Consider the following 13,213-nt stretch of genomic DNA (forward strand, 5'->3'; position numbering starts at 1 on the left):
ATAAGCGTTGGCTTTTTTTTGGAGCGGTGCTGCTGAAGGGATCAGAAATCCAGGTTGGATACCGCCAACGCATTGCTCTCGATGAAGTCACGACGAGGCTCGACCGCATCACCCATCAGGGTGTTGAAGATCTGGTCCGCGCCAATGGCGTCTTCGATGGTGACTTTCAGCATCCGGCGCGAGCCTGGATCCATGGTGGTTTCCCACAGCTGATCCGGGTTCATCTCGCCAAGACCTTTGTATCGCTGGATGGTGTGGCGCTTGGTGCTTTCGGCCATCAGCCACTCAAGGGCTTCCTTGAACTCGGTCACGGCCTTCTTGCGTTCACCACGTTGGATGTACGCACCTTCGTCCAGCAGCGTGCTCAGTTGCGCGCCGAGGGATACGACGGTCTTGTAGTCGTTGCTGCCGAAGAAGTCGCGGTTGAAGGTGACGTAGTTCGACAGGCCGTGGGAGATCAGTTCGACCTCCGGCAGCCAGACGTTACGTTCACGGTCTTCACGCAGGCTGGCTTTGTAGACCAGGCCGGATTTCTCGACAGTGCGCAAGCGCACTTCGTACTGGGCCAGCCAATCCTGCATCGCTGCGTGATCGGACAGTTGCTCCAGGCTCACGGCTGGCAGGTAGATGAAGTGCTCGGTCAGTTCCTGTGGGTACAGGCGCGACAGACGCTTGAGGGTCTTCATCACCAGGCGGAAGTCATTCACCAGGCGCTCAAGGGCTTCACCGGAAATGCCTGGGGCATCTTCGTTCAGGTGCAGGCTCGCGTCTTCCAGGGCCGACTGCGTCATGTACTCTTCCATGGCGTCGTCGTCTTTGATGTATTGCTCTTGCTTGCCTTTCTTGACCTTGTACAGCGGCGGCTGGGCGATGTAGATGTAGCCGCGCTCGATCAACTCCGGCAACTGACGGAAGAAGAATGTCAGCAGCAGCGTACGGATGTGCGAACCGTCGACGTCAGCATCGGTCATGATGATGATGTTGTGATAGCGCAGCTTGTCGATGTTGTACTCTTCGCGGCCAATACCGCAGCCCAACGCCGTGATCAAGGTGCCGACTTCCTGGGAGGAAATCATCTTGTCGAAGCGCGCCTTCTCGACGTTCAGGATCTTGCCCTTGAGCGGCAGGATGGCCTGGGTGCGGCGGTTGCGACCCTGCTTGGCGGAACCGCCAGCAGAGTCACCTTCCACCAGATACAGCTCGGACAGGGCAGGGTCCTTTTCCTGGCAGTCGGCCAGTTTGCCCGGCAAGCCGGCGATGTCCAGCGCGCCTTTGCGGCGGGTCATCTCACGGGCCTTGCGCGCCGCTTCACGGGCACGGGCGGCGTCGATCATCTTGCCGACCACCAGCTTGGCTTCGTTCGGGTTTTCCAGCAGGAAGTCGGAGAAGTACTTGCCCATCTCCTGTTCAACTGCGGTCTTCACTTCGGAAGACACCAGCTTGTCCTTGGTCTGGGAGCTGAACTTCGGATCCGGCACCTTCACCGAGATAATCGCGGTCAGGCCTTCACGGGCATCGTCACCGGTGGTGGCGACTTTATGCTTCTTCGCCAGGCCTTCCTGTTCGATGTAGTTGTTCAAGTTGCGGGTCAGCGCCGAACGGAAGCCCACCAGGTGGGTGCCGCCGTCGCGCTGCGGGATGTTGTTGGTGAAGCACAACAGGTTCTCGTTGAAGCTGTCGTTCCACTGCAGGGCGATTTCCACGCCGATGCCGTCTTCACGCTGGACGTTGAAATGGAACACCTGGTTGACCGGGGTCTTGTTGGTGTTCAGGTACTCAACGAACGCACGCAGGCCGCCTTCGTACTTGAACAGCTCTTCCTTGCCGCTGCGCTCGTCCTTGAGGACGATGCCGACACCGGAGTTGAGGAAGGACAGTTCACGAATCCGCTTGGCCAGGATGTCCCAGCTGAAGTGGATGTTCTTGAAGGTTTCGCTCGAAGCCTTGAAGTGGATCTGGGTGCCTGTGCTTTCGCTGTCGCCAACGATCGCCATCGGTGCCTGGGGCACGCCGTGGATGTAGGTCTGCTCCCAGATCTTGCCGCTGCGGCGAACGGTCAGGACCAGTTGTTCGGACAGCGCGTTCACTACCGATACACCTACGCCGTGCAGACCGCCGGATACCTTGTAGGAGTTGTCGTCGAACTTACCGCCTGCGTGGAGGACGGTCATGATGACCTCGGCGGCGGAAACGCCTTCCTCTTTATGCACGTCTACCGGGATGCCACGGCCGTTGTCGCGAACGGTGATGGACTCATCCGGGTGGATGATGATGCTGATGTCGTCGCAATGGCCGGCGAGGGCTTCGTCGATGGAGTTGTCGACCACCTCGAACACCATGTGGTGCAGGCCGCTACCATCGTCGGTGTCACCAATGTACATACCGGGACGTTTGCGTACGGCATCCAGGCCTTTCAGCACTTTAATGCTCGTTGAGTCGTACGTATTTTCTTCGCTCAATGCCTTCACTCCCGATGGTCGTGGGTCTGGGTGATACGGCCCTGTTCCACGTGGAACAGAGCGACTGGCGTTTCCGTCTGCCAGCCTTCCCTCAATAATTCGTGGTCTACACAGGTGATGAACACCTGGCAGCGTAAGTCTTCCAGCAAGCGGCATAGCGCGCGGCGGTGGGCTTCGTCCAGCTCGGACGGCAAGTCATCCACCAGATAAATACACTGACCACGGCGGGCCTGGCTGACCAGATGCCCCTGGGCTATGCGCAAGGCACACACCACCAACTTCTGCTGCCCCCGGGACAAGATGTCCGCGGCGTTATGTGCGCCCAATCTGAGACGCAAGTCAGCACGTTGTGGTCCGGCCTGGGTATGGCCCATCTGCTGGTCCCGCTGCAGCGAGCCAGCCAACACGGTGCTCAGTTCCCGGTCCTTGTCCCAGCCTCGGTAATAGCTGAGCGTCAGGCCCTCAAGCTCAACCAGCTCGCTCAAGGTCTGCTCAAAGACCGGTTTCAAGGCTTTGATGTAAGCGCGGCGGTATTCATCGATTTCAGCGCTGGCCTGGCACAGTTCCCTGTCCCAAACCGCTTGCGAAACGGCGTCAAGTGTACCATGTCGCAGCCAAGAGTTTCGCTGGCGCAGCGCCTTCTGCAGGCGTTGCCAAGTGGTCATGAACCGCGGTTCCACGTGGAACACGCCCCAATCGAGAAATTGCCGACGAATCTTCGGTGCGCCCTCCAATAGACGGAAGCTGTCCGGGTTGATCAACTGCAATGGCAGGATCTCGGCCAGCTGTGCCGCGCTGCGAGCGTTCTGCCCATCGATGCGGATCTGGAACTCGCCTTGCCGGTCCCGCGATATCCCCAGGGCACTATGGCCGCCTTCTGCCAGTTCCACCTGCCCGAACACGGTGCATGCCAGTTGATCGTACTGGATGACCGGTAATAGGCGGGTGCTGCGAAACGAACGGGCAAGCCCGAGCAGGTGCACGGCTTCCAGGACGCTGGTTTTGCCGCTGCCGTTGGCGCCGTAAAGGATATTGATGCGGGGGGAGGGGGAGAAGGTCACCGGGTGCAGATTGCGCACCGCGGTGACCGAGACGCGACTTAAGGACATCTAGCTTCTGCTGGGCATGATTACAGACGCATCGGCATGACAACGTAAGCCGAATCGTCGTTATCGGACTCTTGCACCAGCGCACTGCTGTTGGAGTCGGACAGGATCAGACGCACTTGCTCGGTGGTCATCACGCCAAGCACGTCGAGCAGGTAGCTGACGTTGAAGCCGATTTCCAGGGAGCCGCCGTTGTACTCAACGCCTACTTCTTCTTCCGCTTCTTCCTGCTCCGGGTTGTTCGCCTGGATCTTCAGCTGACCATTGGCCAGTTGCAGGCGGATGCCACGGTACTTCTCGTTGGAGAGAATCGCGGTACGGCTGAAAGCTTCGCGCAGCGCCTGGCGATCGCCCAGGACCAGCTTGTCGCCACCTTTTGGCAGCACGCGCTCGTAGTCAGGGAATTTGCCGTCTACCAGCTTCGACGTGAAGGTGAACTCGCCGGTGGTGGCGCGGATGTGGTGCTGGCCCAGCACGATGCTGACGTTGCCGTCCGGCTCGGTCAGCAGGCGGGCCAACTCTAGGATACCTTTGCGCGGCACGATCACCTGGTGGCGATCCGGCTGACCAATATCGGCCTGCATCGAGCACATGGCCAGGCGGTGGCCGTCGGTGGCGACGGCGCGGATGACGCCAGCCGACACTTCCAGGAGCATGCCGTTGAGGTAATAACGCACGTCCTGCTGGGCCATGGCGAAACTGGTGCGTTCGATCAGGCGACGCAATTTGCTCTGGTCCAGGCTGCAGGTCAGCGAACCCGGGCCTTCTTCCACAGTCGGGAAATCGTTGGCTGGCAGCGTGGACAAGGTGAAACGGCTGCGACCGGCCTTGACCACGAGCTTCTGCTCATCGACCTTGATGTCGATCAGCGCGTCGTTGGGCAGGCTCTTGCAGATATCCATCAGCTTGCGCGCCGGCACGGTGATGGAACCCGGATCGGCCGGTTCTTCAAGTTGCACACGACCGACCAGCTCGACTTCCAGGTCGGTACCGGTCAGCGACAGTTGCTGGCCTTCGACAACCAGCAGCACGTTGGAAAGTACCGGCAAGGTCTGGCGGCGTTCGACGACGCCTGCGACCAGTTGCAGGGGTTTCAACAGGGCTTCGCGTTGAATGGTGAAATGCATGGTCTAGTCCCTTGCCTTAATAAGCTGCGCTGGTGGTCATCAAGTGGTCAGTGTACGCAGCAGGTTCTTGTAGTCCTCGCGGATGTCCGCGTCGGATTCCTTAAGTTCGTTGATCTTGCGGCAGGCGTGCAGCACGGTGGTGTGGTCGCGTCCGCCAAACACATCGCCGATTTCCGGCAGGCTGTGGTTGGTCAGTTCCTTGGACAGGGCCATCGCCACCTGACGCGGACGTGCTACCGAACGCGAACGGCGTTTGGACAGCAGGTCGGAAATCTTGATTTTGTAGTATTCCGCAACGGTTCGCTGAATGTTATCCACAGAAACCAATTTGTCCTGAAGCGCCAACAGGTCCTTCAAGGATTCGCGAATCAATTCGATGGTGATGTCGCGGCCCATAAAGTGCGAGTGAGCGATCACCCGCTTGAGGGCACCTTCGAGCTCTCGCACGTTGGAGCGAATACGCTGGGCGATGAAGAACGCGGCGTCGTGAGGCAGCTCGACCTTGGCCTGGTCGGCTTTCTTCATCAGGATCGCGACCCGGGTTTCCAGCTCGGGCGGCTCGACGGCCACCGTCAAGCCCCAGCCGAAACGCGACTTGAGGCGTTCTTCAAGGCCTTCGATTTCCTTCGGATAGCGGTCACTGGTGAGAATGACCTGCTGCCCGCCTTCAAGCAACGCGTTGAAGGTGTGGAAAAACTCTTCCTGGGAACGTTCCTTGCGGGCGAAGAACTGAATATCGTCGATCAACAAGGCGTCCACCGAACGGTAGAAACGCTTGAACTCGTTGATCGCGTTCAGCTGCAGCGCCTTGACCATGTCGGCCACGAAACGCTCGGAATGCAGGTACACAACCTTGGCATTCGGGTTCTTCTTTAATAGATGGTTGCCCACCGCGTGCATCAAGTGGGTCTTACCCAAGCCTACGCCGCCATAAAGAAACAGCGGGTTGTAGCCATGCTTGGGGTTGTCCGCGACCTGCCAGGCCGCCGCGCGAGCCAGTTGGTTGGATTTACCTTCGACGAAATTCTCGAAGGTAAAGGTCCGGTTCAGGTAGCTGGTGTGCTTGAGCGCACCTTCGACCTGGACGGTGCGCTGTTCGGCCCGCACTGGCGCCTGCTGGGAGCTGGCACCGGCCATCGGGTCGAAGCTGTCCCGGGAGGGTTCTTCGCTGACCTCGGCGACCTTTTGTGCGTTGCGTTTGCTCGGGGCGGGCGCGGGTGCCGGGGCAGCATGGTTGTTAACCGGTGCCGTTGCAGCCTGCTGGGCCTGTGACGCTGCGGCGGCCAGCGGCGCGTTGGGTGCGGCGCGCGGTGCCGAGCTGCGCTTGCTGCCTATTAATAAGGACAACGCAGGCGCCATGCCATTGCCATGCTCGTCGAGCAGTTCCATGACCCGGCCCAGGTACTTTTCGTTGACCCAGTCGAGAACGAAACGGTTCGGTGCATAGACACGCAACTCGTCGCCTTCGGCTTCGACCTGTAGTGGACGGATCCAAGTGTTGAATTGTTGGGCAGGCAGCTCATCGCGCAAAAGCTCCACGCACTGCTGCCAAAGTTCCACTGACACGGATATCCCCTAAGTTGAAAGCCGGTGAGGCAAAAACAAGCGGCCATTGTAGCGAGCAGACGCCCACTTATCCACATGCAGCTTGCTGATCGCCCATGATTTATCAATGTGTTAACTGCAAGAAAGACGACGGGCGGTCAGTGGATAAGCTCTGTGGATAACAGGGCCTGAGGTCGTTGCACAAGTGGGGGCGAAAGTCGGTGGATAACCGCCCTGTGGATAACCACGCATTCCACACACAGCTTATCCGACAGCGCAGCACAGGCTGGCCACTGCTTTCCCCTGTAGTTGTCATTCTCTGTACATGGTGGATTACAAGGCCTGAGCATGGTTATCCACAGACAGGTGACTGCCTTGCTTTTATAAGCTTTACAGAAAAGCTTTAAATAATTCCCTTCTTTATTTCTATATCTAGCGTCGTGTGATGAATCCGCCCAAGCGCCTGGATATCTATTTAAAGGAAACGCTGGTTGGAAATTGACCTAGAGGCTTGCTTTCTCTAGAATCCCCGGTCTCTTAAAACGGGGGCCATTCCGGCCCGTTGTGGACGAACCAGGTAACACGACATGAAACGTACTTTCCAACCAAGCACTATCAAACGCGCTCGTACCCACGGTTTCCGTGCTCGCATGGCTACCAAGAACGGTCGTGCCGTCCTGTCGCGTCGTCGCGCCAAAGGTCGTGCGCGTCTGGCAGTTTGATAATCCGGCACTGGAGGTGAGTCAGGACTTCAGTCGGGAAAAGCGTCTGCTTACACCCCGGCATTTCAAGGCAGTCTTTGACTCCCCTACCGGCAAGGTTCCGGGGAAAAATCTCCTGCTCCTTGCGCGCAGTAACGATCTCGATCACCCCCGACTAGGGCTGGTTATCGGGAAAAAGAGCGTCAAGCTCTCTGTTCAGCGCAATCGCCTCAAACGTCTGATGCGCGAATCGTTTCGCCTGAACCAGGATTCACTGGTTGGATGGGACATTGTTATCGTCGCGCGCAAAGGTTTGGGTGACGTAGAAAACCCCGAATTGATTCAGCATTTCGGCAAGCTCTGGAAGCGTCTGGCCCGCAACAAGCCAGTACCAGCAGTCAACACCGAAACTGTAGGGGTAGACAGTCCTGATGCGTAAACTGGCACTCGTTCCGATCCAGTTTTACCGCTATGCCATTAGTCCTTTGATGGCCAGTCACTGTCGTTTCTACCCCAGTTGTTCCTGCTACGCGTACGAAGCCATAGAAAATCATGGCCTACTGCGCGGTGGCTGGCTGACCTTTCGTCGTTTAGGTCGCTGTCATCCGTGGAATCCCGGCGGTTATGACCCGGTTCCGCCTATCCCTACCTCCCGTTCTTCTTCGATGGCCGAGTAATCATGGATATCAAACGCACGATCCTGATCGTCGCCCTGGCAATCGTGTCCTACGTCATGGTCCTTAAATGGAACCAGGACTATGGCCAGGCTGCCCTGCCGACTCAGAATGTTGCAGCCAGCAATACCGCACCGAGCCTGCCGGATGCCCCAGTTGGCAACAACGCTGCCAGCAATGACGACATCCCGCGCGCGGCAAGCGATACCAGCGCTCCCGCCGAAGCCCCCGTGGCCGTAAGCAAAGATCTCATCCAGATCAAGACGGACGTGCTCGAGCTGGCAATCGATCCACAAGGTGGTGACGTCGCCCAGCTGAAGCTGCCGCTGTACCCGCGTCGCCAGGATCATCCGGAAATCCCGTTCCAGTTGTTCGACAACGGTAACGAGCGTACCTATCTGGCCCAAAGTGGCCTGATCGGTACCAACGGCCCGGATTCGAACCCGGCCGGTCGCCCGATCTACTCCGCCGAGAAGAAGACTTATCAACTGGCTGACGGTCAGGACCAATTGGTCGTGGACCTGAAGTTCAGCAAGGATGGCGTCAATTACATCAAGCGTTTCACCTTGAAACGTGGCCTGTATGACGTAACCGTCTCTTACCTGATCGACAACCAGAGCGCACAGCCCTGGTCTGGTGCGATGTTCGCGCAATTGAAGCGTGACGCCAGCTCCGATCCTTCTTCGAGCACTGCCACCGGCACCGCGACTTACCTGGGCGCCGCCCTGTGGACAAGTTCGGAGCCGTACAAGAAAGTGTCGATGAAGGACATGGACAAGGGCCCGCTCAAGGAAACCGTCCAAGGTGGCTGGGTTGCCTGGCTGCAGCACTACTTTGTAACAGCCTGGATCCCGCAGAAAGGCGACAGCAACGTCGTCCAGACGCGGAAAGACAGCAAAGGCAACTTCATCATCGGTTACACCGGCCCGACATTGACTGCCGCGCCAGGTGCGAAAGCCGAAACCAGCGCCATTCTGTATGCCGGTCCTAAAAGCCAGGCCGTGCTGAAAGAGTTGTCCCCAGGTCTGGAACTGACTGTGGACTACGGTTTCCTGTGGTTCATTGCCCAGCCGATCTTCTGGCTGCTGCAACATATCCACAGCATCGTCGGTAACTGGGGCTGGTCGATCATTTTCCTGACCATGCTGATCAAGGGTCTGTTCTTCCCATTGTCGGCCGCCAGCTACAAATCCATGGCTCGCATGCGCGCTGTGGCCCCGAAACTGGCCGCGCTGAAAGAGCAACATGGCGATGACCGGCAGAAAATGTCCCAGTCCATGATGGAGTTGTACAAGAAAGAGAAGATCAACCCGCTGGGTGGATGCTTGCCGATTCTTGTACAGATGCCCGTGTTCCTGTCGCTGTACTGGGTGTTGCTGGAAAGCGTGGAGATGCGTCAGGCACCGTTCATGCTGTGGATTACCGACCTGTCGATCAAGGATCCGTTCTTCATCCTGCCGATCATCATGGGCGCGACCATGTTCATCCAGCAGCAGCTGAACCCAACGCCTCCGGATCCGATGCAGGCGAAGGTCATGAAAATGATGCCAATCATCTTCACCTTCTTCTTCCTGTGGTTCCCGGCTGGTCTTGTGCTGTACTGGGTTGTGAACAACGTGTTGTCCATCACTCAGCAGTGGTACATCACGCGTAAGATCGAAGCGGCTACGAAAAAAGCCGAGGCGTAACTTGCTCTGTGGATAACCACACAAAACGCCCCCTAGTGGGGCGTTTTGCTATCTGCCACTTTTGTCTGGATATCGCTTTATGAGCGCACCGCGTGAAACCATCGCCGCCGTTGCCACCGCTCAAGGTCGCGGCGGTGTCGGCATCGTCCGTATTTCGGGGCCCTTGGCCAGTGTTGCGGCCAAGGCAATCAGCGGTCGTGAACTCAAGCCGCGGTTTGCTCATTACGGTCCGTTTTTCAGTGATGACCAGCAGGTCCTCGACGAGGGCCTGGCCTTGTATTTCCCAGGGCCGAATTCGTTCACCGGCGAAGACGTACTGGAACTGCAAGGGCATGGCGGCCCCGTCGTGCTGGACATGCTGCTCAAGCGTTGCCTGGAACTGGGCTGTCGCCTGGCGCGGCCGGGTGAATTCAGTGAACGGGCATTCCTCAACGACAAGCTCGACCTGGCCCAGGCCGAGGCGATCGCCGATTTGATCGAAGCCAGTTCTGCACAGGCGGCACGCAACGCATTGCGTTCCTTGCAGGGCGCGTTTTCCCTGCGTGTGCATAACCTCACCGAACAGTTGATCGGCCTGCGGATCTACGTCGAGGCCGCGATTGATTTCCCGGAAGAAGAAATCGACTTCCTAGCCGATGGCCACGTGCTGAGCATGCTGGATAAAGTGCGCGATGAGTTATCCACAGTACTGCGCGAAGCCGGGCAGGGTGCCTTGTTGCGCGATGGGATGACCGTGGTGATCGCTGGGCGTCCGAATGCCGGCAAGTCCAGCCTGTTGAATGCCCTGGCCGGTCGTGAAGCGGCGATTGTCACCGAGATCGCCGGCACCACCCGGGACATCCTGCGTGAACATATCCACATCGACGGCATGCCGCTGCACGTAGTGGATACCGCAGGTTTGCGCGACACCGAGGACCAGGTGGAAAAGATTGGCGTTGAACGGGCGCTCAAGGCCATCGGTGAAGCCGATCGGGTCCTGCTGGTGGTGGATGCCACCGCACCGGAAGCGGACGATCCATTTGCCCTGTGGCCTGAATTCCTCGAAGTCCGCCCGGATCCGGCAAAAGTCACCTTGATCCGCAACAAGGCCGACCTGACCGGGGAAGCGATTGTCCTTGAGGTCAGCAACGACGGCCATGTGACCATCAGCCTGAGCGCGAAGGCGGCTGGCGAAGGCCTGGAATTGCTGCGTGAACACCTCAAGGCCTGCATGGGTTACGAGCAGACCTCGGAAAGCAGCTTCAGCGCCCGCAGGCGGCATCTTGAAGCCTTGCGCCATGCCAGTGCCGCCCTGGAACACGGTCGCGCGCAGCTGACCTTGGCGGGGGCGGGTGAATTGTTGGCCGAAGACCTTCGCCAGGCCCAACATTCCCTTGGGGAAATTACCGGGGCCTTCAGCTCCGATGACTTGCTGGGGCGGATCTTTTCCAGCTTCTGCATCGGTAAATAACCCCGCCTTTCAAACCGGGTTTGCCCTCGAAGCCTCTCGAGTCCAACGCAAACCCGGTGCCTCTCCTCTGTTTTTGACACGATTGCCCTTGATGGCGGCTTGCCTGTGGACGCTGCGGCGATCCATCGCTGCGGTTTTCTGTGGATTAAGCCCTGTGAATAACTGCCATTGAGGTCGGTTGATAAACCCCCTTCAAAACTGAAGATAACCGCCTCTGTGGATAACAGGCCCATTCATCCACAGGCTTACACCGGTTATCCAAGCCCCTCATTGCCACCTGACCACAGGGTTTTGAATCTCTGTACATATTGAAAATAAAGGCCTGTGCAACGTTATCCACAGATAGGTGGCTCAGTAAGAATAAACATAAAAACAAAGATTTTATAAATTTCTTTCTTTTTAATTTCTTTAACCGCGAGTTTTCCACAGCTGGTTAAATTTTGTGCAAAGGGTTCTTTAGGAAAGGGGAAGTCCCTATACTTGCCGACCTGGCTCGAAAAACGCTCTGGCCAGGCTCAAGACCTATTTCCGAATTACCTGAATTAAGCAGGCACGAGGTGCGTGGTGGATTTCCCTTCCCGTTTTGAAGTGATCGTCATCGGCGGCGGTCATGCCGGTACCGAGGCAGCACTTGCATCAGCACGCATGGGGGCAAAAACCCTGTTGCTGACGCATAACGTGGAAACCCTCGGTGCCATGAGTTGCAACCCTGCCATTGGTGGGATCGGCAAAAGCCACCTGGTCAAGGAAATCGATGCCCTAGGCGGCGCGATGGCCATGGCCACCGATAAGGGTGGTATCCAGTTTCGCGTATTGAACAGCCGCAAAGGCCCAGCCGTGCGCGCTACACGCGCCCAGGCCGACCGAGTCCTGTACAAGGCCGCTGTCCGTGAAATCCTGGAAAACCAGCCGAACCTGTGGATATTTCAACAAGCGGCCGATGACCTGATCGTCGAGCAGGACCAGGTACGTGGTGTCGTCACGCAAATGGGCCTGCGGTTCTTCGCCGATTCCGTGGTGTTGACCACCGGGACCTTCCTCGGCGGACTTATCCACATCGGTTTGCAGAATTTTTCCGGCGGTCGCGCCGGTGATCCGCCGTCGATTGCTCTGGCTCACCGTCTGCGTGAGTTGCCATTGCGTGTCGGGCGCCTGAAAACCGGTACGCCACCTCGCATCGACGGCAAGTCCGTGGATTTCTCGGTGATGACCGAGCAGCCTGGCGATACGCCGATCCCGGTGATGTCGTTCATGGGCAACAAGGAACAGCATCCACGGCAAGTCAGTTGCTGGATCACCCACACCAACGCCCGCACCCACGAAATCATCGCGGCGAACCTCGATCGTTCGCCGATGTATTCCGCTGCCGGTGAAATCGAAGGTGTCGGCCCGCGCTATTGCCCGTCGATTGAAGACAAGATCCATCGCTTTGCCGACAAGGAAAGCCATCAGGTGTTCATCGAACCGGAAGGTTTGACCACCCATGAGTTGTATCCGAACGGGATATCCACAAGTCTGCCCTTCGACGTGCAATTGCAGATCGTGCAATCGATCCGTGGCATGGAGAACGCGCACATCGTGCGTCCGGGTTATGCGATCGAGTACGACTACTTCGATCCGCGCGATTTGAAGTACAGCCTGGAAACCAAAGCTATCGGCGGTCTGTTCTTCGCCGGGCAGATCAACGGCACCACCGGCTACGAAGAAGCTGGTGCCCAGGGTTTGCTCGCCGGAGCCAACGCCGCACTGCTCGCCAAGGGCAAAGAAGCCTGGTGCCCGCGCCGCGATGAGGCGTACATCGGTGTGCTGGTGGACGACCTGATTACCCTGGGAACCCAGGAACCGTATCGGATGTTCACCTCCCGGGCCGAATATCGCCTGATCCTGCGTGAAGACAACGCCGACCTGCGCTTGACCGAGAAAGGTCGCGAACTGGGGTTGGTGGACGACGCGCGTTGGGCCGCGTTCTGCAAGAAACGCGAGAGTATCGAGCTGGAAGAGCAGCGCCTGAAAAGCACCTGGGTTCGTCCCGGTACCGAGCAGGGCGATGCCATTGCGGCGAAATTCGGCACGCCGCTGACCCACGAATACAACCTGCTCAACCTCTTGAGCCGCCCGGAAATCGACTATGCCGGGCTGGTGGAAGTGACCGGCCAGGGCGCGGAAGATCCACAGGTGGCCGAACAGGTCGAGATCAAGACCAAATACGCCGGTTACATCGACCGCCAGCAGGACGAAATCGCCCGTCTGCGCGCCAGTGAAGACACCAAGCTGCCTGTGGATATCGATTACACCGGCATTTCCGGGTTGTCGAAGGAAATCCAGAGCAAGCTCGGTGCGACCCGTCCAGAGACCCTGGGCCAGGCCTCGCGCATTCCCGGCGTCACGCCGGCGGCGATTTCCCTGTTGATGATTCATTTGAAAAAACGCGGCGCCGGCCGCCAGTTGGAGCAAAGCGCTTGA

At 58.1% G+C, this 13,213-nt stretch carries 10 protein-coding genes; 6 read left to right on the forward strand and 4 right to left on the reverse strand.

The features are described from left to right. Nucleotides 1–41: 41 nt before the first annotated feature. From gyrB to dnaA, 4 genes are read right to left on the reverse strand one after another with little or no spacing between them, the layout of a single operon-like run. A complete protein-coding gene (gyrB, locus tag KGA89_RS21200) occupies nucleotides 42–2,459 on the reverse strand; it encodes a DNA topoisomerase (ATP-hydrolyzing) subunit B (RefSeq protein ID WP_027912872.1) in 2,418 nt (805 codons plus the stop codon). A 5-nt stretch (nucleotides 2,460–2,464) separates the two neighbouring features. Beyond that, nucleotides 2,465–3,568, reverse strand: coding sequence for a DNA replication/repair protein RecF (gene recF / locus KGA89_RS21205; protein ID WP_003196148.1), 1,104 nt, complete (start codon nucleotides 3,566–3,568; stop codon nucleotides 2,465–2,467). A gap of 20 nt (nucleotides 3,569–3,588) precedes the next feature. Next, nucleotides 3,589–4,692 carry a DNA polymerase III subunit beta gene (gene dnaN / locus KGA89_RS21210; protein WP_003196145.1) on the reverse strand — a complete coding sequence of 368 codons (1,104 nt, stop codon included), beginning with the start codon at nucleotides 4,690–4,692 and terminating at the stop codon, nucleotides 3,589–3,591. Between the two features lie 39 nt (nucleotides 4,693–4,731). Then, a complete protein-coding gene (dnaA, locus tag KGA89_RS21215; protein WP_003196144.1) occupies nucleotides 4,732–6,258 on the reverse strand; it encodes a chromosomal replication initiator protein DnaA in 1,527 nt (508 codons plus the stop codon). 566 nt (nucleotides 6,259–6,824) lie between these two features. Here dnaA and rpmH point away from each other — a divergent pair. The 6 genes from rpmH to mnmG all read left to right on the forward strand — a co-directional run bounded on the left by rpmH (nucleotide 6,825) and on the right by mnmG (nucleotide 13,213). After that, on the forward strand, nucleotides 6,825–6,959 hold the full coding sequence (gene rpmH / locus KGA89_RS21220) for a 50S ribosomal protein L34 (RefSeq protein WP_003213577.1): 135 nt from the start codon (nucleotides 6,825–6,827) through the stop codon (nucleotides 6,957–6,959). Between the two features lie 16 nt (nucleotides 6,960–6,975). Continuing rightward, nucleotides 6,976–7,377, forward strand: coding sequence for a ribonuclease P protein component (rnpA, locus tag KGA89_RS21225; protein WP_003207107.1), 402 nt, complete (start codon nucleotides 6,976–6,978; stop codon nucleotides 7,375–7,377). After that, nucleotides 7,370–7,615 carry a membrane protein insertion efficiency factor YidD gene (gene yidD / locus KGA89_RS21230; RefSeq protein ID WP_010465488.1) on the forward strand — a complete coding sequence of 82 codons (246 nt, stop codon included), beginning with the start codon at nucleotides 7,370–7,372 and terminating at the stop codon, nucleotides 7,613–7,615. Before rnpA ends, yidD begins: the two co-directional genes overlap by 8 nt. Before the next feature lie 2 nt (nucleotides 7,616–7,617). Further along, entirely contained in the window at nucleotides 7,618–9,300 is a 1,683-nt protein-coding gene (gene yidC / locus KGA89_RS21235; RefSeq protein WP_003207105.1) for a membrane protein insertase YidC, read from the forward strand. Nucleotides 9,301–9,379: 79 nt separating this feature from the next. Continuing rightward, the gene (gene mnmE, locus KGA89_RS21240) at nucleotides 9,380–10,750 is read left to right on the forward strand and encodes a tRNA uridine-5-carboxymethylaminomethyl(34) synthesis GTPase MnmE (RefSeq protein ID WP_003207104.1); all 1,371 of its coding nucleotides are present in this window, start codon (nucleotides 9,380–9,382) and stop codon (nucleotides 10,748–10,750) included. 564 nt (nucleotides 10,751–11,314) lie between these two features. Then, a complete protein-coding gene (mnmG, locus tag KGA89_RS21245) occupies nucleotides 11,315–13,213 on the forward strand; it encodes a tRNA uridine-5-carboxymethylaminomethyl(34) synthesis enzyme MnmG (protein WP_003207103.1) in 1,899 nt (632 codons plus the stop codon).

Origin of the sequence: Pseudomonas sp. A-RE-22 (assembly GCF_019956035.1) — a bacterium.
Taxonomy (GTDB): Bacteria; Pseudomonadota; Gammaproteobacteria; order Pseudomonadales; family Pseudomonadaceae; genus Aquipseudomonas; species Aquipseudomonas brassicacearum.

Bases quoted from the DNA above. Each gene is read 5' to 3' on its own strand.
- yidD (WP_010465488.1), top strand. From the start codon at position 7,370: ATGCGTAAACTGGCACTCGTTCCGATCCAGTTTTACCGCTATGCCATT.
- recF (WP_003196148.1), bottom strand. From the start codon at position 3,568: ATGTCCTTAAGTCGCGTCTCGGTCACCGCGGTGCGCAATCTGCACCCG.
- mnmE (WP_003207104.1), top strand. From the start codon at position 9,380: ATGAGCGCACCGCGTGAAACCATCGCCGCCGTTGCCACCGCTCAAGGT.
- rpmH (WP_003213577.1), top strand. From the start codon at position 6,825: ATGAAACGTACTTTCCAACCAAGCACTATCAAACGCGCTCGTACCCAC.
- dnaN (WP_003196145.1), bottom strand. From the start codon at position 4,692: ATGCATTTCACCATTCAACGCGAAGCCCTGTTGAAACCCCTGCAACTG.
- yidC (WP_003207105.1), top strand. From the start codon at position 7,618: ATGGATATCAAACGCACGATCCTGATCGTCGCCCTGGCAATCGTGTCC.